The 22,843-nt window shown below is 32.0% G+C and carries 15 protein-coding genes; all 15 read right to left on the bottom strand.

Annotation, left to right across the window (positions count from 1 at the left end; all coding sequences use genetic code 11):
• Positions 1–3: 3 nt before the first annotated feature.
• Complete coding sequence (locus E4J94_RS12040) at positions 4–702, bottom strand: IS1 family transposase (RefSeq protein WP_135836053.1); 699 nt, start codon at positions 700–702, stop codon at positions 4–6.
• A 270-nt stretch (positions 703–972) separates the two neighbouring features.
• Complete coding sequence (locus tag E4J94_RS12035) at positions 973–1,428, bottom strand: hypothetical protein (RefSeq protein WP_135836052.1); 456 nt, start codon at positions 1,426–1,428, stop codon at positions 973–975.
• Between the two features lie 104 nt (positions 1,429–1,532).
• Positions 1,533–1,805 carry a hypothetical protein gene (locus E4J94_RS12030; protein ID WP_135836051.1) on the bottom strand — a complete coding sequence of 91 codons (273 nt, stop codon included), beginning with the start codon at positions 1,803–1,805 and terminating at the stop codon, positions 1,533–1,535.
• The gene (locus E4J94_RS12025) at positions 1,802–2,254 is read right to left on the bottom strand and encodes a hypothetical protein (RefSeq protein WP_135836050.1); all 453 of its coding nucleotides are present in this window, start codon (positions 2,252–2,254) and stop codon (positions 1,802–1,804) included. Before E4J94_RS12025 ends, E4J94_RS12030 begins: the two co-directional genes overlap by 4 nt.
• A gap of 1 nt (position 2,255) precedes the next feature.
• Positions 2,256–2,423 (bottom strand): hypothetical protein, encoded by a 168-nt coding sequence (locus E4J94_RS17620; RefSeq protein WP_168801870.1) that lies wholly within the window; start codon positions 2,421–2,423, stop codon positions 2,256–2,258.
• Between the two features lie 110 nt (positions 2,424–2,533).
• A complete protein-coding gene (locus E4J94_RS12020) occupies positions 2,534–2,731 on the bottom strand; it encodes a hypothetical protein (protein WP_135836049.1) in 198 nt (65 codons plus the stop codon).
• Between the two features lie 46 nt (positions 2,732–2,777).
• Positions 2,778–3,158 (bottom strand): hypothetical protein, encoded by a 381-nt coding sequence (locus E4J94_RS12015; protein ID WP_135836048.1) that lies wholly within the window; start codon positions 3,156–3,158, stop codon positions 2,778–2,780.
• A gap of 68 nt (positions 3,159–3,226) precedes the next feature.
• On the bottom strand, positions 3,227–3,613 hold the full coding sequence (locus tag E4J94_RS12010) for a hypothetical protein (RefSeq protein WP_135836047.1): 387 nt from the start codon (positions 3,611–3,613) through the stop codon (positions 3,227–3,229).
• Positions 3,614–3,630: 17 nt separating this feature from the next.
• Entirely contained in the window at positions 3,631–5,727 is a 2,097-nt protein-coding gene (locus tag E4J94_RS12005) for a hypothetical protein (RefSeq protein WP_135836046.1), read from the bottom strand.
• Between the two features lie 346 nt (positions 5,728–6,073).
• Positions 6,074–6,862 carry an Imm49 family immunity protein gene (locus E4J94_RS12000; protein WP_135836045.1) on the bottom strand — a complete coding sequence of 263 codons (789 nt, stop codon included), beginning with the start codon at positions 6,860–6,862 and terminating at the stop codon, positions 6,074–6,076.
• Position 6,863: 1 nt separating this feature from the next.
• Positions 6,864–11,792 carry a fibronectin type III domain-containing protein gene (locus E4J94_RS11995; protein ID WP_135836044.1) on the bottom strand — a complete coding sequence of 1,643 codons (4,929 nt, stop codon included), beginning with the start codon at positions 11,790–11,792 and terminating at the stop codon, positions 6,864–6,866.
• A 10-nt stretch (positions 11,793–11,802) separates the two neighbouring features.
• Positions 11,803–16,443 carry a hypothetical protein gene (locus E4J94_RS11990; protein WP_135836043.1) on the bottom strand — a complete coding sequence of 1,547 codons (4,641 nt, stop codon included), beginning with the start codon at positions 16,441–16,443 and terminating at the stop codon, positions 11,803–11,805.
• A 17-nt stretch (positions 16,444–16,460) separates the two neighbouring features.
• A complete protein-coding gene (locus tag E4J94_RS11985) occupies positions 16,461–18,206 on the bottom strand; it encodes a porin family protein (RefSeq protein WP_135836042.1) in 1,746 nt (581 codons plus the stop codon).
• Positions 18,207–18,214: 8 nt separating this feature from the next.
• The gene (locus E4J94_RS11980) at positions 18,215–19,567 is read right to left on the bottom strand and encodes a PKD domain-containing protein (protein ID WP_135836041.1); all 1,353 of its coding nucleotides are present in this window, start codon (positions 19,565–19,567) and stop codon (positions 18,215–18,217) included.
• Positions 19,568–19,573: 6 nt separating this feature from the next.
• A complete protein-coding gene (locus E4J94_RS11975; RefSeq protein ID WP_135836040.1) occupies positions 19,574–22,834 on the bottom strand; it encodes a T9SS type A sorting domain-containing protein in 3,261 nt (1,086 codons plus the stop codon).
• Between the last annotated feature and the right edge of the window lie 9 nt (positions 22,835–22,843).

Raw genomic sequence — 22,843 nt, 5'->3', positions numbered from 1 at the left:
GTTCTACATCCAAAAATATATTTTCAGAATAGCGGTTGTAATTCTTAGACTTTTAGAAAAACATATAGTTCTTCTTTGAAATCTTCTTAATGATGTCCTTATATCTAAATTTTTTCTTTCTATATGATTCGTACCATATTGTTTTGTACAATGAATATTTTTAGGTATAAGAGATCTATAACTAGGTAATTTATCTGTACAAATTCTTTCTGCTTTAGAATATAACAATGTTTTCACAACAATATTAAGCGTTTTATTTGTCCTCTTTCCAATATAAAAGCTAATTACTTTTCTTGTTTGGTGATCCAAAGCATAAACTAACCATTGAAGATTTTTTTTATGTTGAATATAAAATCTTAATTCATCCAGCTCATATTTTTTACCATAAACCAAAATCGGACGTTCAGCCTTCTGAGCAAGAAGAATTATTCGTTTGAGTAATGTAGTAGTTGAGATATTTAAAACTCTCGCAATTGAACGGATTCCTAACCCTTCTTTTACTAATTGTACTATACTTCTATTAATTTGAAGATGACAACCTTTATAACTGTAAAAGTCTAAAAATCTATGGTTACATTTTTTACAAAAAAATTGTTGTTTTCTTGTTTTGGTATGACCATTTTTGACAATTTGTCTTGAATAACAAAAGGGACAAATTTGTGTATCACTAACTCTGATACACAAGGTAGAAGTTTCAAGCATTTTAGGCGGTTTTTGAAACACAAATATAAATAAGAGTAGAATACATCTACTCTTATCATCTAAAATAATTATTAAAAACTATTGAATAACAACAATTTAACTTCACAAAAATCTTATATCACTAACTCTGATACATTACCGTATTTTTTTATTTTACCATCAATAACTTGCTCAACTATTACCTCATTGAAGTCATACTTTGGTGGCACTTTACTGTTGACTTTCTTATTAAAATCATTCCCACGTTTAAAGAATTTTTGTACTTCCTCCCTATAAAGTTTTTAAAATTTCCTTCTTAAAATCTTCATATATTGAAAATATCTCATCTAATATCTCTTTCAATTCTATTTCAGAAGAATATTTTGGAATAGGAAAATCTTTTCTACTAAATGAACTATCTAATTTTTCACAAATCGAATCAAATCTATGGTCAGGTTCAAGATACTTATCCCCAATTTTGATATAAAGCATAGGTTCTATAATGCCGTCCTTTAACACTAATTGGATGATAAATAATACTCCATCGGTATTTTCTTCAATCTTATAAAAATTTTCCTTCTTAAAATATTTTATTTTATAATCATATTTTGATAAAATTTTATCATACAATTCCTTTTTATTACCATTTAATCTTTCGCTGAAATTATTATGGTTTGTACTTAAAATTTTAAATCTATTTACAAAATCTATTTCGTTGTAAATAAGGGTTAAATCTATATTATTCATCTAAATATTTTATTGAATCATCATATACTTGAGAAACAATATATTTTCCAAACCTGTCCAATATTTCTTGATTCTCTTTCATAATTATATATTTATTTTTTAAATTAATTTACACCATTCCAAGGAATATTTGCAATACTTTTTACGCCTTTTGTTTGCATGTCTTCTAATCCTTTTACTACCCAGCCTGTTGCTATATCTTCTGGAATTCCTGCATTAACCATTGCCTTGACTTCTATATTAGTCATCTCGCCAATTTCCATTTGCTTAAGTGGATTAGCTTTTCGCCAAGCTGAATATAAAGAATTTTGTTGCCCTGTAATAGCATTATGAACAGATTGCCCTCCTACTGCATCTTTTGAAATACTACCAATCAATATTCATTGATAAACTCATCTAATAATCCTATTACATCTTGTATATAATTGGTCAATCTATCTAATGAATCTAATACAAATCCATTTTCATTTATTTTTTCAGCAATATCTGGATTGAAATTAAGATATCTCAAGAATGACCCTGTATTTGAAATTCTCTCCTCAAGTAAAATATCATTTACATATATATACATATATACGTTGAAATTATTCTTGCTAATAACAAAACGATATTCAAAACGATGATTCCTTTTATTTCTATCTATTACATAAGTACCATCTGCTACATATTGTATATCATATCCTAAGGTTTTAAATGCTTTAAGTATATCAGATTTTTTAAATAACCAAAAAGATTTACCTTCTCCTATATATTTTTCTCTTATATGAAGAAACTTATTTGCGTAATCAATTCTTCCCAAAATATTTATTTCTTTTTCTGGTATCATATTATTCTATTTCAAATACAATTTCAATTCCCTTTTTTCCTGCAATTTCTTTAAACTCATTCAGCTTTGACGATATTTCATTTGACTTAGGAACTTCCAGTTTATATTTTCCTTGCAATGTTTTACCATTTAATTCAGAATATTTGGGTGCTGTAATTTTTGTTCCCACTTTATACTTATTAATCAATTCATTACAATAACTTTCGAATGTGGATGTTTTGATAACATCGAAGTCTGTTGCTTTTCTTGAAACAATTTCTAAACCATCATTATAGCCGTCTAATCTATATTTTTTATCTTACCATCAATAATTTGCTCAACTGTTACTTCATTGAAATCATACTTTGGTGGCACTTTACTGTTGACTTTCTTATTAAAATCATTCCCACGTTTAAAGAATTTTTGTACTTCTTCCCAAGATAGTTTGTTGCCTTTTTTAGCAGCAATATCATTAAGCCCGATGTCGCGGATTTGCAACCCGTGACCTTATCTATTAAAAATCCGCGCGATCGGGTATAGAAATTTATTTATCTCTCTCATTTGAGTATTTGCTAAATCTATCTATCCAACCGTTTTCAATAATAGGTTCAGCTTTCAAATTCTCACTTATTTTTACTAAATCAACCTCTTTACCGTCTTCTTTGAAGATCAATTTAAATCTTTCATCTTCTTCAAAAAGATTAAAAAATTCAAACAAAACCATTCCAACACTATCAATTAACATCTTTCTAAATAATTCATATTCATCCTTGTCTAAATGGTTTAAAAACTCCTTTTTTGTTTTAAAAACAAGAGGTACATTTTCTTTTTTTCTAATACTTTCAAAGTGATTTAATAATCCATCTAAACAATTATCAATTATTTTTATGCCAAATTGATCCAATATTTCTTTATTGGTTTCCATAACTATTTATTTTGTTATCTTGACATTAATTTACACCATTCCATGGGTTGCAAATCCGCGCGATCGGGTTATTTTTCATTTTTATTATTCTTTACGTCTGCGTATTTACTAAACCTATCTATCCAACCGTTTTCAATAATAGGTTCAGCTTTCAAATTCTCACTTATCTTATTTAAATCTAACTGATTGTCACAAGTATTACCATAAACTAATTTATATCCATCATTTTCTTCTAATACTTTAAGAAAATCAAATAATGCCCCGGACAATATTTCTTTAGTATATTTCTCTATTTCTTTTTTTTGAATTTCATTCATACCTTTAAACAGATTTAGATAATCCTCTGTCTGAGACAAATCTATAATACTATTCATTATAAACCGAAGCTGACTATCATAAACATTTTCGATAAGAATATTTCCAAATTCATTTAAAATTTCATTATTAGATTTCATATTATTTTATTTATATTTTAATTTACACCATTCCATGGGATATTTGCAATACTTTTTACTCCTTTTGATTGTAAATCCTCTAGACCTTTTACAACCCAACCAGTTGCAATATCTTCTGGGATCCCTGCGTTAACCATTGCTTTTATCTCTATATCAGCCATTTCACCAATTTCCATCTGTTTAAGTGGATTCTCTTTTCTCCAAGCAGAATATAATGCATTTTGATTTCCTGTAACCTTAGCATGTATATTTTGAGGGATACCCGAATTTACTGTTTTCCAAGCATCTTCTAAAGAAGAAGGCTTTATACTAAATGCCTTTTTGTAATCATAGTTTTCTACACCTTCAAAAGCTTTTTTAGCAAGAGGGTGATGTCCTTTAACAACATTGTATTCTCCGGTACCTTCTAAAACATATTTGGCTTTTTTCTTTAAATTATTGATAACATCATCAATATTATTTAGAAAAGCTTTCTCTATGTCTTTTTTTACTTCTTTTTCAATTTTTTTAGCAACGTCTTTCGTTCCTTCTTCTAAAGCGTCTGCTCCTTTTTTAAAGAAGCCAGCTCCCATTGCCATAGATACAACCTGTACACCATCTTTACCTATTTCATGATAACCCAAATAAGGTTTATCTGAAAAATTATAATTTGCAATTTTATTTTTTACGGCACTTTCAGCAGATGCGTAAACAGAGCTTGGACTTATATTTTTTACGCTATTCCAAATACCATTACGTACTTCTTGTTTTGTAGAAACATCGTAAGCCAATTTTGCTAATTGTGGATAGCCAGTAACTTCGTCAATTACACCATCGCTAACTCCTGCAAAAGTAGGTGGAATATGGATATTGGCTTTATCATAAGCTTCGTCTTTATTCCAATACTCTTTTGGCATTGCCGCCGTTTCCCAAATACTTTCACCAAGATCTCCAATGGTTTTTAGCCATTCGCGACCGTTCATGTCTTTTACATAGAACTCGCCACCGTCTTCGGTCTGTTCTCTAAAACCTTTTTCTGGTGTACCGTCTAATCCACCTAGCTTATTTAGTTTTTCCTCGGCAAGTTGTTTAATTTGTGCTTCTAATGCCGATTTTTGTTCTGCAATAGTTGCATTCGCTGGTTTGCCTAATAATTGTACCTCTACTGTAAATTTACCAGTCGTTTCGTTTTTGTAAATAGTTAAGGTATAACCATCTTTTTTGATTGTGTCTACTAAAGTACCTTTTTCTTCTTGCGGAGTAGACTTACACCCTGTAGAAGTAATCGTTTCTATTACTCCTAACGAAGTATTATAGTCTCGTTCTTTGTATTTACTTCCACTAAAAGTTTTATTTTTTGGTAACCAATCAGTTGTAATATTAACAGATTGTTGTAAAATCGTATAAATAATTTTATCCTGATCTCTTACAGCATGTATAAAATGTATATTTTGTTCACCTGTTTTTAAATTAGAAATATCTTGGTTATATAAAATACGATTTCCTTTTGTATCCTTTGCCCAACTATTTGATGCTTGACTAACTTGGAAATACCCTTTAAAAGTTCCTGAAGATGAATTTAATTCATTAAGTGCAATTGCTATATCACTTACCCATCTTTTTCCATCTTTCGTTTCAAATCCATACAAAACTCCATTATAACCATTCAGATTGGGTTCATTACATAAAAACGAAATTTTAGTTCCTTCTTTCAAGAATACTAATTCTCCAGATGGACTTATAAAATTACCATCCTCATTTAATATAAATTCTTTATCTATATGTTCCCCCTCACTTTGATCTTGGAAACCATAAAACTTAAAGGCTGGATCACCGATTTGTTCCCAATCTTTGTGTGATAGGATTTCGCTTGTGCTATAATCCATTAACAACTTTGTGTTGCTTGCTGTTGGATGTTCAAGCTTAAAAATTCCATGTCCTAATTCGTGTGCGGCTGTTTTAGGAAGTGCATTTTTGTACACATACCCAAACTGCCCATTTAGGCGCATATAACCAGCTTGTCCTGTAGAAGACGATTTGTCTGTTACAAACAAGGCATAACGCAATTCTTTGCTACGAGTATTCAGATAGTGGTTGTTAATCTTTATCTGATCACTACCATAGGTACGCATCAATTTTGGATCGCCGGATTCTATTTTATCATTTATTCCTAAACTTGAAATATCTAAAATAGGTTCTTCAACGATTTCAAAATCTACGCCGATTCCTTTGTAAACATTCGTGATGGTTTTATTTTTTGGGCGAACAACCGCGCTTTTTGTTGCAATCTTTTTACTTCGCTACAACGCTACGTAAAAAGGATTTACACGGCAATCGCTGTCGCAAATTTTGGTTTTCAAAGAACGTACAATAAAAATACCCAATAGTAGAGATTAGTCCACTATTGAGTAAAGTTATTTTATAATTAAAGTATTGTTTGTGTGTTTTTTACGAGTTACCAACACATCTGATACATTACCTTTAGATCTTTTCTTTCAAAAAATCATAAGGAATTTCATAATTCTCTAATGGTTGAATAGGTAATAGCTCTTTTGGTATCAGTTTACTTTTTACATCAACTTCCAATCCCATTATCCACGCTAATTTTGCGTAGCCCAAAGCAGGCATAGAAATGTATTTTTTTAAAATTGCATCGTCATTTCTTTTCTGATGAATTTTTGGACTTACCATCTCCTTTAAAATAGCTTCACATTCCGAAATATTTTTTTGGTATAATGCTTTAAAAAACCTTACATCATATTGCAATGTGCTATTTTCATTTGGCTTATTAAACCAAATTCTATCCATTATTTCAATGTTTCTTTCGATTAATGCATCATTTCCTAATAAAAATTGTTGTACAGTATGTGTGAAAATTGCAGCTTCGCCTGCTAAAACATTTTCTTCCATTGTAATTGGAACAGGCTTCTCGGTAATATCATCTAAGTATGTACTTTGATAACTTAGTTTAGCAAAAGTATTTTTTATAAATGATACATTATCTGATAACATGGCATAACCAATCAATGTCAAATCATAATCAAACAACCTATCTTGATATCTTTCTATCCTAAAGGCATCAAGTAGACCACATACATAAAAATGTTGTTTAGCTTTACTTATATCATTTTCTTCGAAAAAAGAATATAAAGCGAAAATGAGATTATTTTGTTTTAATCTTCCAACCCAAGTATCTGTTAATATTTCTATTTTTAAAAATCGCTTATCTCTTTCGAGATAATCATTGTTAGTTTCTATTAATGATATCATATTAAAATCTATCTGAAAGTTTAGTAAAATATCCTGCTCCTGTACTTTTGTCAATAGCAAAAACAAAACGTTCTACAATATTTTCGTTTTCTAATGCTATTGCGAGTTTCTTATGTTCACCACCTTTTTTATTGAGCTTATCCGCGACATGTTCAAACGTCCACTTTTTACTCATTTGTGTTGGTAAACCAGTCTGTGGATTGGCAGGATTTATTGTTAATCCACTTGGTTCATCGTAACCTTGTGCAGACTTTACATCGTCAAACTCGTCTAATATTTTATTTTGTTTAAATTGTTTTCCCTCTATAATCATAATTTCTGTTGGGTTATCTAAAGTTCCTTTATAGGCTACTACATCAAATCCATTATTTGGACCATATTTACCTAAATCCTTTGTAACTGTATATCCTTGTTTTTTCAGTGCTTCTGATACAATGCTCTCTGTTAAATCTCCACCTTTATCTAATCCAGCTTTAATTTTTGTTAAATCATCTGCATATTTTGAACCTAAACTTGCAATAAAATCAGCATCAAATCCTTTAGTAAAATTAATAAACTTTAGATTAGTTAATTTTTTACCAGTTGGCATTACCTCTTTCAGAGCTTTTAGCTCATTGATATCAAGTACCTTTCCAGCACCTTTAACAATATCATCAATTTCATCTAACGCTTTTTCTATATCAGTAGCATTGGTACTATCTACTTCTTTTAGTACTTTACCTTCGGTATTTTTTATTAAAGTTTTACCAGCTTTTTCCTCTAATATAACAGCTTTTTTGGTAAGCTTAGATTCCAAAGATAATATGTTTTTTGCCAAACTCTCGGTCTTACCTATCAATTTTGCAAACTTACCAATGTCTTTTAGTTTAGTAACGGCAAGGGTTCCTCCGGTAATTACTAAAGGCGCAACCATCATGGCTATTTGTCCATTGCGATAAGGACACATATTGGCTACAGAACCATCTTTTAGTTTATATTGGTCACATTCGGTAAAATAATTTTTAATAAAACCTTCGCCTATTTCTATTCCTTTTTCTATAAACGTAATATGCGTATTTGTTGGTGGCAACAACAGAACGCCCAATACTTCTTTAGGTGAAGCATCTCCTTTTATAGCAATTGTTTTTAGATTATTATAATATACAACTGGTGAGTTTACAATAGCTTCTCCGCCTTTTGTAACCATGGTAACAATTCCTTCTACCATCATTACAACATCAAAGTTTGTAATTCCTTCGTTTATTGCTCCTGCCAAAAACTTTCCTGGTACAGAAGAATTTTTACAACTTTCTTCATTTGTTGAACAATACAATATTCCAAAGAAGCCAGAATAGGTTGCTACGCCTACTTCCATCGCTATTTGGTCTGCTCGTGGTGCACTTTTGTAAGCATCTGTTCTTTTTAAGGATTTTAAGGCTTCATTAATATACTCTTTGCCACATGTATCATTCGATTTGCCTGCGTCTGGTATTATTTTTAATAACCAATCTGGGGTTTCAAAACTAAAATCTATTTTTAGTTCGCCATTTGCTTCTAAAGTTGCGATGACATGATTAGATTTTTTTAACGCTTCTGCTAGTTTTTGTTCATAATCAGGGTCATTTTTATCTAACAATGTGTAGGTAATGTTTTTCTCCGGAAACTGCGCTTTTATCTTATCTTCAATAATTTTATTGGCTTTTTGTAACAGTTCTTCATTTGTTCCATTTCCTGAACCATTACTACCATCTTTCCAATTTTCACCTCCATTTCCTGAACTTTCTGATGAACTACATTCTAATATTTTCCAATCCACTTTTTTAGATTGACCTAAATTTATTAACTCTTTCGGTGATACTCTTTTTCCATTCGTTACAGAAATATATTTGCGCTCATTACAGTCAAGATTATTTTCATAGAATAAGTAAATAGTTTTAGAAATATCATATGTATTTGTTACATCTACAAAATCTTTAAATTCTTCTCCTGTACCATTAACTAAATATTGTTTAGCATCAGTATTCCATAAATAATTTTTACCGTCTACTGCATATACAAATCCAGATAACGTACCTTCTGGAGCAATATATTTATTTGAAGAATATGTTGTTCTTGTTGTACCTGCTGAAAATACTTTATAATCTGGTGAAATAGCATAACCTCCAGCCAATTCCCCTTCACTTTGATCTTGGAAACCATAGAACTTAAATGCTGGATCACCGATTTGTTGCCAATCTTTGTGTGATAGCAATTCGCTTTCACTATAATCCATTAACAACTTTGTGTTGCTTGCTGTTGGATGTTCAAGCTTAAAGATTCCGTGTCCTAATTCGTGGGCAGCTGTTTTGATTGGTGCATTTTTGTACACATACCCAAACTGTCCATTTAGGCGCATATAACCAGCTTGACCTGTAGAAGACTGTTTATCTGTTACAAATAACACATAGCGTAATTCTTTGCTACGATTGTTTAAGTATAGATTATTAATCTTCTTTTGGTCGCTTCCATACGTCGACATGATTTTTGGATCGCCAGATTCGATTGTATTACCGATGCCTAAACTAGAGATGTCTAAAACATCTTCTTTTACAACTTCGTAATCGACACCAACAGATTTATAAATAGTTGTAATGTTTTTCTCTATCGCTTCTAAACGGTTTTTTGAAGTTGCATCCAACGGAACCAAATGTACTTTGGCTTTTTTCGCTTTTAAATGCACCAACTTAAACGAACTAACGACTTGTTGTTTTGCCAAAGAATCTTTAGGCACAATTACCGCAATAACATCTTCCTCTTGGTAATTGTAAGCACCTTTTAGCGTCAACTCATAACGACGATTGGTATCCGATAACTTAGTTTCGGTTGCGTCAATATTTTTACCAGAACTTAGTGTTTTGAAAACGATTTTTTCGTCTTTTAACGAAGCATCTGTTAGCTTAACATCTGCTTGTAAAATATCTGACTGTCCATTGACAACTAATTTGTAAGGAACTGCAATGGTTTGTCCTTTGTTGTCTTTTACGGTTTCGTAATCACTTAGTGGTAAACCTGTTTTTTCTTGTGTATCAAAATCAAATTTAGTTGCACTTGTTGTTTGCCATGTTAACTCAATTCCTTTAGCCGTGTATTGATTGACCACAGCATCTTTTCCACTTCCTGAAACACCATCTGTATTTTTTGAAGTAGAAGGGCCACTTGAATCTACTTGACCACCTTTTGTAACATTTCCATCTTTGTCAACTTCCCAAATATTTCCTTCTCCATCTACAATCGTTGTATCACGGCCTCCCTCATAGGTTTGACGTGGTGGTTCTTCACCATTTTCACCTGGTTTTCCTATGACCGTAATTGTACCTGGAGGTGGAGTTGCACTATACACAATAGAATCGATAGGGAAATCACTCTTAATTTCCTTGATTCCGCCATCGCCAAATATGTCGTCTACTGTTCCTGAAACATAATGAACTGCAGATTCGTTTGGATCGTAGGTTGTTTCAATGACACCACTAATCAATTGACGATCGGTATTAATCTGAATATTACTAAAACTTACTTTTACTTTTGTATCCGCTAAATAAGGTACCACAATGTATCCCTCTCCCGAATAAGTTCCATTACCAGTTGACTTGATGACTGTTACAGGAAAATCTCCCGCTGTAAATACATCATTGGCAACCAACAAATCTTGCAAAGGAGCCTTATTGGTAATGTTGATATTTGGCATCATGCCACATTGAACCGTATTCGAAGTATCTTCGCTATCGGTTGTAAAATATTGAGTGTTACTGTACGAATAGGCATTATCTGTCCCATTTTCGTAACCATTGTTATAGGTTTGCGCTAATCCACAAATTGCACCTACACGGTATTCATATTCAGTTTTATCGGCTAATCCAGAAATGTAAATCATCTCTTGATAGGCATCTTGTTCCATCCAAGCGTTTGTAGTTCCTTTTTTGCGATATTGAATACGGTATAATCCATTTGGTTTTTCGCCTGGATAAGACCATCGAACTTCTACGCGTCCTCTTCCTGCATTTTTGGCTGATAAAAAACTTGGTACTTTACAATCTTGGATGTAATCAAAATAGAAAATTTCTGACAATCCATTGTTTTTATACACGCCATTGTCTTCGGTTGCATTACCGCCTAAAACAGGATTTCCTGATTTGGCTTGTACTTGCCATGCATAACGTTTACCTGGTAATAACTGTGTTTTATCAAATCCATAAAAAAGGGAATTGCTGTACACTTCTTCTTTCCATAAAACAGGAGATGCTAAGAAAGCGGTAACAGGATCGCGTTGTAGATCCCATATTTCTTTCATCGTAAAGATATAGCGTGTATTGGGAGCCAATTGTCGTGGCATCCATTGAAAAACGATGTTCTGAATTTCATTTTGTTTTTGTACCAATTCCTTGTTTTGAGGAAGCGAAAGCATTGGCGGATCATATTGTACAAAATAAGCTGTTGAACATGATTTGCGTGATAACGTTCGACCTGTATTGACATCTACGACTTCAAAACAAAAATTGTATTGTCCTTGTGGTAAAGTCTTTGCATAATTTGCAGCTGAAATACCAGAAAGGTTTTGTAACTGAAATAATGCTCTTAACTCTACATTGGTTAAGATTAATGGAACGCCTGGAGATAACGTAATATCTCGCATACCGTTTACATATTGATTCGAGAGCGCAATTGGTGTGGCATTTAGTCCACTTTCTAACGAAAAGCGTAAACGAACTTGATGGCTTGGTTCCATCAAATCGGTCATTAACAATTGTACTTGTAACTTATTCTCATTAGTTGTCGCATAATCTCCTAATTTCAAACTATAAGGAGGAATCAGTACAGGCGTTACCTGTACTGGATATTGTTGCGCCCCAACGAATTGAAGTAGAAAAAGGAAGCTTAAGATTATAAAGCGTTGGAATATGATTAGGTTTTTCATCTTTTTCTAATTATTTGTTTTCAAAATAAAGTTGTTTCTGTGTTCCGTTCTTTTCGCCTGGCATTAAGTACTGTACTTTTATGGTATATTTTCCTTTTGGTACAATTCCGTAAGAAGAATTTATCAACTCATTGATCCCACTAGGTCGATTGTTCGCTGGTATGCTCATATATTTAGACGCTGCTTTTGAAACCAATTCGTACCAATCTGATTTATAATACCTGAATAAATCATATTTGTAAGGGAAATAGTTCGTTAAGAAACTATTCGGTTCATTATTTTCTAAATACATGATGTAGGAAGAAAATACTGGTAATGCCTTGATTGGAGGAATACCAATCTGATCTTCTTGACGATCTAATGTTAATCCATCAATTGGATATTTCGAATACAATAATCCGTTGAATTTATTGGCAAAATCATCTTCCATTAAAGCATGGATATTAATCAACGGTTTATTATCCGTGTATTTTGTTCCAACTAATTCTGGTATATCAAAGGCTTCGTCTCCATTTGTGGTAGCATTTTGTAACATAATGACATCCGAACTCACTTTCTCCCAATAATGGTTGAATTTTAAACGATTCAGTTTTTCTTCTAACGTATTGTATTTACTCGTTTCGAAAGCAAATGCTAAACGCTCAATTTCTCCATCTTTTGATAATTTCTGCGCTTTTTTAGTTGTTGTTTCTGTTTCTACAGCTGAACCTTCTTCTTCACCTTGCGTATTCGTGCTAGTAGAGGTATTATCCGAAGTTTGATTACTTGAACCATTTGCAGACTTTGCAACTATTCCTAAAGTATATTCAGTTCTATTCGCTAATTCTGGTATAGCAAATCGTACTTCATTCGCCGCTTGATCGTAAGTGAAATCAGTTTCAAGATCTTTTCCTTCTTTGGCTTTCAAAATAGTTTTAGTCGTCCAATTCGGGTCTTCAAATAAATAATCTTGTCCTCGTTTTAATTTGATAAAACCTTTGTTTGATTCTTTTTTATAATAATTATTTTGATCGACAACAGGATAAGCATACTGAATATTATGTAATGGAATAACAGTAGGAGCACCTCCTGTTGTAAACTCACGTTCTTCTATTTCTGTTGCTTTTTTACCATCAACCATCATCACTTGATAAGCGCCTCCTTTTTTCTCCATGAAACTCACTTCGATTACCGCTTTCATTTTTTTGTTTGGAGGTAAAATATCTTCTGATACAAAGTTGGCACGATCACTTGCTTCATACTCAATTTTACCCTTTATCTCTTTACCAGCATCATCAATAATTGTAAACTTGTCAATAATAATTTTGTAGGTATGATCGCCATCATCTTCAGGGATAACAACAGGTTCGTTAACAGCTAAAGCAAACGTTGCTTGTGGGATAGCAAATACATCGACATTGGTATCCTCTTTTTGTGGTGTAACATCTGTAATGATTTTCATTCCACCTAAAACAGATTCATTTTCTAATTTACACTCTTCTCCAAATTCTAATTTGAATCTGAATTTACCTTTGATTAATCCACCTAATAAATTATAATATCCACCAAGATAACCTCTCATCCAAAACGGATTTGGTCCACGTGCTTGTAATAGAGCAGCAGCTCCAGCTTTGATAATAGGAATTTTCTTTTTGATGAAGAATAATTTTATCTTAATACCTAATTCTCCTTGTAAATAAACATAGGCTTGACCATTGGCATACCATCCGTTGATACCAATTTGTTTTCCTCCTCGGTTACTACATACAGCATCACCATAATTTTTCAACATAATATCAGCTCCAAATCCTGCTGCAAAACGAGCATAAAGGAATAGCGCAGTCATATCACCTGTATCAAATTTGAAGTGTGATCCAAATGCAAAACCTTTACCTTCTCCAATAGCATTTAGATTTTTCATGTAATCTAAATCGCCTTGTTCTAATCCAAGAATTTGAGCAACTTCTACAGGAGGAGGAGGTGAGCCCGGAATACGATCACCCACCATAAAATAACTTTCAGATTTTACATAGAAACTTCCTACACCTACTTTTAATCCAATCATATCAGTAGGAGTACCAATATGCATATACCATTCATCTGGTGCAATATGTAGTACTGCCCATCCAGCTCTACCATTAGGTCCTGTTCCTTTAATGAAGTCTCCTACGCTTACATTAACATCTAGATTTGCATGAAATATTTTATTGTTGAAATCATAATCCATCGCTAGTTTAGCAGATAAAGCTGCATTTCCAGCAAGTTCTGTTGGATAATAATCATCAACATTTACATCCAATACATTCTTTAAAGGACTGTTATCACTGGTTAAATCCTGTGTCAATTTTTGTGTAAATCGTCCACCAATTGTTTCATGAACTTTGTCTTGTAATTTGTTTAATGGATTTGGAAAACTCAAAGTAAGATCATTCATTACTTCTGCTTCTCCAATAAAACCGATATTACGTAACCCTCCGTTTTTGTTGGTCGAAATATTAAAAGAAGCCATAAGTGATACAGCTTGTTTTGATCCCACGTTTCCAAATATACCTGCACGTAATGCTACTCCTACAGATTCATCTGGTTTAAAAACAAGTGCTCTATTTTTATATTGTAAACTTAACTGAGAATCTGGAATCATTCGGTAAAATGCTCCTCCACTAAATCCTGTGATATTAAAATAGCCTGTATTAATTTTTAAACCATCAACCATTCCTTCAAATCCCCAGTACCTGAATGTACTACGACCAAAAATAGCATTTAAAGATATTGTTCCATTCTCTCCTAAACCTTTTACTTTTTCAGCCAAAAGAAATGCTCTGAATCCTTTTCCATAAACAGGATCATCGCGCATAAATTCTAATTCTCCACTAACAATTGCAAATCCTACATCAACTCTGTCTAATCCAAGTTTTGACATTCTAAAGCCATTATAACTCCATCGTTGTCTAAGGTTATTTGTTTCGACTACTCCGTTGATAAAAAAAGCTCCTCTTGCAGCAAAATTACCATCTTGTAACCCGACTGTAATGTCTAAACCTAAATTGGCTTGCGTTTCATTTAATTGTAATACAATTTTATTAATTGTAACAGGGAAGTTACCGATTTGATGAGCGCCTTTCGTACCAAAATAGTCCACTGTCATGATAGGACCTCTTGTTTGCAGTGTTAATCCTTGGAATTCAACGCCCGTAAATTCAGATTCTTTTTGACCTTCTGTGTTATTTTGATCAGCTTTACCATTGGCTGCAATATCCAACGAACCATTTAAAACAGCTTTTGGTAAAAATTCTTTGTTTCGGACTAATAATTCGACATACGAACCAGGAAGTATGGATGCTTTTGCACTCCAAATAGAAAAGTCTAATTTTTCTTGAACAGATACAGACAACAAATATTCTTCTTCTGTAATGTATCCTGTATAAGCCAATGTCCCTAAATTATTGGTTGTAGTTTCTTTGGTATTTTGAATAGGGAGCTGCATTTGCCCTTTTAAGTTTGCTCCAATTATTTTTGAAGCAGCTAAATCAACTCCGATTTGATCTAGTGAATAACTCCATGCATTTTTTTCTCCTGTTATACCTTCTTTTAAAGGAAAAATATTGTTTGCTGCAAATTTTCCTGATACGCCATAACGGTCAATAATCAAATGATGAGCTTCAAATGAGATTGGAACTGTTCGATTTTTTTCTGTTTTAAATTCTTTTGGTAAACCAACATGTAAAGATTCGACATAAAATCCTCGCCAACTTTCTGTTCCATCAATCAAATAACCGTGAGTTGCATAATATTCTGGAAATACAACATTAGGATCTGAGCGTAAATCACTCATATCTAATATGGCTTGATTGGCATAAAATGTAAAGTATCCTTGGTTTTCTTTTTGGGTTTGTTTCGTTACGGCAAAAGGTGAAATACTAACATTAACAAGTAAATCATTCCAATTGGTTGCTTTCACAGAGAAATCTCCTCTTACACGTATTTCATCATCTTCTATTACTTTTCCTGTTTCAAGTTCTACAGGGACTAAAACTTTTCGAGAAACTTGAACATTACCTTTTAGTGAAAGTTCTTTTATGCCGTCACAATCGATAACAACATAAGTTAAGTCATTCACAGAGTTTCCTCCAGATCCTTCTTTTTTATTAAGGTAACCTCCTTCTAAAGTCAACAACCATTCTTTGTTATTGAATGGAATATGTACATTTCCTAAAAGAGATAATTTAGCGTCTCCAATAATCTTTCCTTGGTAAGATAGTTTTACATCTTCAGCTCCAAAATACAGTTCTTTTTTACCTCCTTCAGCGCCTTGTTGTGGCGTAATAATGCGTGCATAAACATTGATTAAAGCATAGTCTGGTGTAAATTTAGCTTTAGTTACGACAATACCATATTCTACATTATCAATCACTTCCTTCAATCCAATCGGAAATTCTGTTAATTGGTTTGGATTAATGGAACTTGTATAACTTTTATTTTTTTCAACAAGGTTAAATGAACCCATTGCTTTTCCTATTTCAAGATCAATTAGAGGATCTTGTAGACTAGGAGCATATAATTCTTTGTAAAATTCTGTAGAACCTCCTTTTCCTATGCTATTATTTGCAAATAGATTTAGTGAAAAGAAGAGACAAAATAAGATGCAAAATTTAAATTGTATATGTTTTATCATTGGATCAAGGTTAATGGTTAAAAAGAATAATTATATCCTATTGTAGCGGTTAATTCATTCAATTTTTTGTCAGGAATATCTTGGTTGGTATTTCGAAACATTTGAATAATAGACGCACTAAAATTATGTTTTTCCCAAGGAGAATAGCCTGCGTTAACTCTGAAATTAGTAACCTTTGTAGAGATTGAATTACTTGATGATGAATTATAAGAAACACCAAATGATGTTTGGAGTTTATTTTCTATAAAACTTTTATTAATACTCGCCGAAGGTCCCCAAATATTGGTTGTTTTAGAAGCTGCATACATATTTGTATAATTGGCAGATGCAGCAATACTCATTGTTTTTTCAGGAAATCCTAACGAATAGGTAAGATTTGCATTATGAAAACGATTCAATCCTCCTTTTCTCACGATATTATTTTCTCTATTGACCATGTCATTCAAGGAATAATTGAAATTAATGTTCTGTGTCAGCTCTTTCTTATTTGATAAAATATAATTGGCATTAACATTGATATTTTGAGAAATCTGTTTATAGTCAATCGAATCTTTTGGCTGTTGTAAAGCCAACGGATTATCATTGATATTTTTGAATTGGTTCAATTGATTGTTTGTGTACATTGTAAAATTAGAATAACTAGCTGTGACCATTAGTTTTTCTCCCATTTTTACATTTGTATTAACCGATCCAATCCATCGTTCAGTTTGTTTTAATTTGGCAGCATCTAAATTATCGCGTTGTCTTCCAACATTTGCAGTTACATTGACATTTCCTTTGAATAAATTGAAAGCTGTATTCAGTGTAATATTCTCCAAATCATTGTTGAAATAATAAGCCCCTAACGTTTTATAACCTGGATCGATTCGTTCATACTTTACACCTAGACTAGCTGTTTTTAAATTCAAATTAACACCTGCGTTGTAGGCATTAAAACTTTCAGAAGATACATTTGATTTCAAGAATCGATTCGAGATTCCTTTTGAATAATTGCCTTTTTCTGCTCGTGTATCATTGATAAGTCCCGAATTAGAAAATTCAGCAAAAACTTCTAAATTTTCTAATAATTTGAAACTTCCTTGCATCGATAATACCAAATTTTCTTGTGGTGTTATACCTTTATGATCAATGGATTGCTTCAACGAATTATAATCATCTTTTGCATAAAAACCGATTAAGCCTAATTTGTAGCGGTCTTTTTCCCATTTCAGATGTGCACCATAGCCCATTCGTTTATACGCAGGGATAGTTTGTTCTTGCCCATCATCTTCAATGGCTTTATTTAATCGTCCTCCCATCACTGCTATTTTGAAAGGAATATCTGGCGTTAATTCTAAACCAACTCCTGTAAATAGTAATCCGTTATACGTATATGGCGAGAAAGACATATTTGAATCTCCAATATGCGCTTTTACCCATTTATATTTTGGACTTATACTAATTCGATTAAATTTAAAAGGCACTTGATAACCTAACTGAGATCCTTGATTGGTTAAACTGTAGGAAATAGGCATTGACCAATTATAAAAACCTAAATTCAAATTTCCATTTAAGAAATAGGTAAATGCTTCTCTGCTTTGGTTCACATTTGAATTATAGAAAACGGCATTTGCAGAAACTCCTCCTGAAATTTTAAAAGGATTCTTTTTAAGCGTTTCTTTCAATTTATCATCTAAATTTTCCAGATCAACTTCTTGTGCATTCAATTGACTTGTACAAAAGCAAAAGAATAAAATTACCAGACTAATTGTTTGTTTCTTCATAGCGCGGCTTATTTATTTTTAGGTTTTTGTACTTTAATTGTCGTCATGATGTAGGATTCTTTTCCATTGTTGATAAATCCTTCAATTTTTACTGCTCCTTTTCTTCCGTCTGCTGTCTCAAAAAGAACAACTCGATTGGATACTTTATCATCAAATGCGGTTTTACCTCTTGAAGATTCTGTTATTGTCAATCGATTAAAATCACTTCCATTGTCAATTGCATCAAATTGAGAAACGCTTAATTGAGTTCCTACTAATTCTTGAGAATTGATAATTTTGGTATGAATGGCATTTTTAATTGCATTAAAGGATTTTGTTTGAACCTGATCTGGTGATAAAAATTCATTGTAATCAAACGCTGAACTCAATCCGAAATAGGCAAAATCAATCAATGCTCCATCAATCCCATTAACTTTTTCTTTATTAATTACTTGTCCTAATTGAGATGAAAAGAAAGAACCTAAAGATGAATGTGCTGTGTTAATTCCTAATTTAATATGCTCGAAAGTAAGTAGATTTTTGTTTGCTTTTATTTCGACTTGTTTCTCTAAAACTTTAGATTCTTTGTCATTTTTAGCGACCAATTTAATTGTATTTAGACCTATAGTTGTTAATACAATTGTAGGATGTTGTACTGTACTAAATGGTGTCGCAGAATTATTTACGTACCACTCGTACGATATTGCTTGAGTAGTTTTATTTGATAAATTTAATGTAACTGGTGTTTCATAATCTTGGTCAATAAAATCAACTGTCCAATCAAAATCAACATTCATGGCGTTTTTCACTTCAATAGTTTTTTCAACTGAATATTCTTCACGTCCATTCTGAATCGTTAATTTAATTTTATGTTGTCCAGCTTGATTAAAAACAACAATAGGATTTTCTATCGAGGATGTAGAGGGAGTTCCATTTTCAAATTCCCATAAATACTTCGTTACACCTTTTGATAAGTTTTTCAATTGAATTTTAACTGGAGCTGTGTCACTTCCTTCTTGAATCCATTCAAAATCAACTTTCATTGCTGCATCAACTTTAAACTCAACAGTCTTTTCTTCTTTTATTCCATCTTTATTAGAAGCTTCTAATTTGATAGTATACGTTCCTGGCTCTGTATAAACAACAGTCTTTGGATTTTTTTGAGTTGAAGTTGGTTCTGTTGCACCATCAAACGTCCAATTGAAAGTATCTGCACCAATCGTTTTATTTTTGATGTCAACTTTTACAGGTACTGAATAGTCATTATTTTGAATTGTGATTTCAAAATCAGCTTCAATTGCAATCGATTCTTCTGAAGCACAGGATTGGAAAAAAGATAAACCAATCAGTAAACTTAATATATAATTTAATATTGTTTTCATAATAGGTTATTTAGTCAACATTCTTCTTACTAACATCTCATTTTCGGTTTCTAAAATGACAAAGTAAGTACCTGAAGCTAATGTTTGGTTAAATGGGATTTCGAATTCTGTATTGCGATTAAAGTCACTTGAAACATAGATTTGTTGTGATAACATATCAACTAATCTTATTCGAATTGGTTTGGCTTCATATAATTTAACCAACACTTTATATACGCCATTATTTGGATTTGGTGTAACAATAAATTCTTTGATATTAGAAACTGTTTTAGGATTTGTATCAATTCCATTTATGTTTTCTTCCACCAAAACCTCTTTGTAAAATGTTTTTTCACATTCACCTTGATAACCTTTAAGACCAAATTGATATTTTCCAGTTTTAGAAAACTTAATTTCGATGTTCTCGTTTGTTTGTTGAATGATATTGAAATCATTTGTTTTTGGTAAAATCCATTCAACACGTTCTGGAACTATTTTAGATGTATTCACCAATTTCACATTTGCATCAACAAAAGCATGTGTAGCAATCATAAATTCGGGTTGTAAAATAGCGGATGAACTTTTTATGATCACTTTATCTGTTGCAGAACAACCTGCTTCATTGAAAACTTTTACTGTATATTCTCCAGGTAAAGCGATCGAAATTTTAGGTGAAGTTGAAATGATTTGTCTATTTTGATCAAACCACTGATATTTTGCATTTTTATCAGCTATTGTGACATCATATTCCATTGAATCTCCAAAACATAGTGTAATATCTTTTCCTAAATCTACTTTAGTTTCTACAGGTTGCGTCAACGTATACGTTTTGATCGTTTGGCAACCATTTGTATCAGTAATCGTAACGGTGTAATCTCCTGCTGAAAGACCAGAAATAAGCTGACCTTTTGCTCCATTTGACCATTCGATTTGATAAGGAGCTGTTCCTCCAGCTACAGTAATTTCAATTACACCATTTGTTGCACCAAAACAAGTTGGATTGATTTGTTCAATAACATTTACTTCAAAACTTGATGGTTCTTTGATGGTTACTGAATTTGTTGCAATACAACTATTTTTATCTTTGATGGTTACAAAATAATTCCCTGCGCTTAATCCTGTTACAGTACTTGTTGTATCCGATGTATTCCATGTATAAGTATAACCTGCTGTTCCACCAATTGGTGTAGCTTTTACAATTCCTCCAGTATCACTGTTACAAATTAATTCATTTGCTTCTACAGCAACTGCTAATTTTGTTGGAGAATTAAATACAAGTTCGGTTTCTGTTTTGTTATTATTTTGATCAGAAACTTCTATTTTATATGTACCAGCTGTAACCTTATTTAGGTTAAGTGTTGTTTCATTGGTAAGTTCTGTAAAAATGCCATTTACTTTTTTGTACCATTTGTATTTATAAGCACCAACTCCTCCTGTTACATTCACTTGTAATTTTCCATTTTCTGCTTGATCAGGAATTAAATTTCCATCTGCATCAAAATTTCCAATATACTCGTTGTCGATGTGACATAAAATTTCTTCTTGTATTTTAATCTCTGCAGTTAGAGGCAAGGGTTGCTCGACGATAAATTCTTTTGAAATAAGACCACAACCTCCTTGTCCATTTAATGCTAAAGCATAGTTTTTATCCTTAACGGTTAAATAATATTTTCCTGCAGGAATGTCTTTTAAAACAATCGTGAAAGGATTATTTGTAGCATCTGTTATAATTTTTGAAGCATCAATGATTTCTCCTGTTGGAGAGTCTTTTCGCCATTCATAGATATATGATCCGTCAGAATTTGGAGTTCCTCCAATAACTCGAACAGAAATGAAACCATCCGATAACCCATAACCTTTTGGTTGTTCTATTGTAATTTCGTTATCAGGTAGACTCAGTGGTGCTTTAGGCTCATTTATTGTAACTTTTACTTCTTTTATAACAGCTCCATCTTTTGCATAACACCCACTAGAATCCATTACTTTTATCGTGTATTTTCCTGCTGGTAAATTTTCTATTTTAGTTGTACTTGCTGATGAAAAATCAACCCAATTATCCACTAAATTATTTGCATCTGTAATAGAATATTTGAATGTCCTACCTGGTTCTCCTGTTGCAGATAAGCTAATTGTTCCATCAGCTCCTCCATAACAAAAAACATCGGTTGACTGAGTGACTGAAAATTCTACAGGTTTTGGTTCTTTTATGGTAAATTTATACGAATATTCATCTCCATCCGTAAAAGTTGGATTTCCTTTATATGAACCGATAAGATCTAATTTGTAATTTCCTTTAGCTAATCCTGTGATGGTATAACTTGATGCGTTAGCTAAAGCTGATAAATTGTAATTACCTACAACACCACCATTATCTGTATTAATAAGTGAGCCTTCTAAGATTTCATCTTGTTCTAATTGGCGATCAAAATTTAAGGTTGCTTGTCCATTATTGTCCCCAAAACAAGTGATGTCTAAAAATGAAGCTGTTGTGATTTTTGGAGCTGATAATATTAACGTTAACAAAACAAGATTTGATTTTGAAAGGTATTCGTTATTTTCAAAACAAGAAACTGTACGGAAATATATCTTACGTCCTAAATATTGTTTATAATTATTTCCTAATAAATCTTTACCTGATACACTAAGAATATGTTTGTCATACAAACTACTTTCAATATCTTGCCAATTGGCTTCCGTAATATTACCACTTTCATCTGAAATATTATATTGATAATGATATAATCCTGGAGAAAATCCTTCTACATCTAAAAGTTTAACTTTTGAATCATAAGGTAAATAGGTATTTGAAAGTCCATTTATTAATTCGTTTTTAAGAATATGAATTGGGGTAATTGATAAATCAAAATCTAATTTAAATGTTACTCTATTTCCATTTCTTGATCCACTTACTTCTTTTACAAATGTTTTAAATGGACAATCGGTATCAATATTAATAATTTCATCTATACTTGCTGTGCCTCCATTACAACCAATACCAGTATTCGCATGATGGAAAGAATGGATTTTAATTTTACTTACTTTATCTGGAACAGTAATTTCTATTGGACTATTATCTATAAACGGACGATTACTATAACTTTCTTTTATCGTATAAATTCCCCCATTGACAGTAATAACTTCAATCGTATATTCATTTGTTCCACATCCTTTATTTCCATTTGAATCATATTTAAGTTCTGCCAAAAATCGAGGTAATTTAACAGAATAATTTTGAGCTTGGATAGTAATATTCAGTAATAAAATAAAAAAGATTAAAATTTTTTTCATAGTAAAATA

This window comes from Empedobacter tilapiae (genome assembly GCF_004785645.1).
GTDB classification, from domain to species: Bacteria; Bacteroidota; Bacteroidia; order Flavobacteriales; family Weeksellaceae; genus Empedobacter; species Empedobacter tilapiae.
Note: the sequence above shows the minus strand (reverse complement) of the source record. Positions and strands in the feature narration are given on the sequence as shown.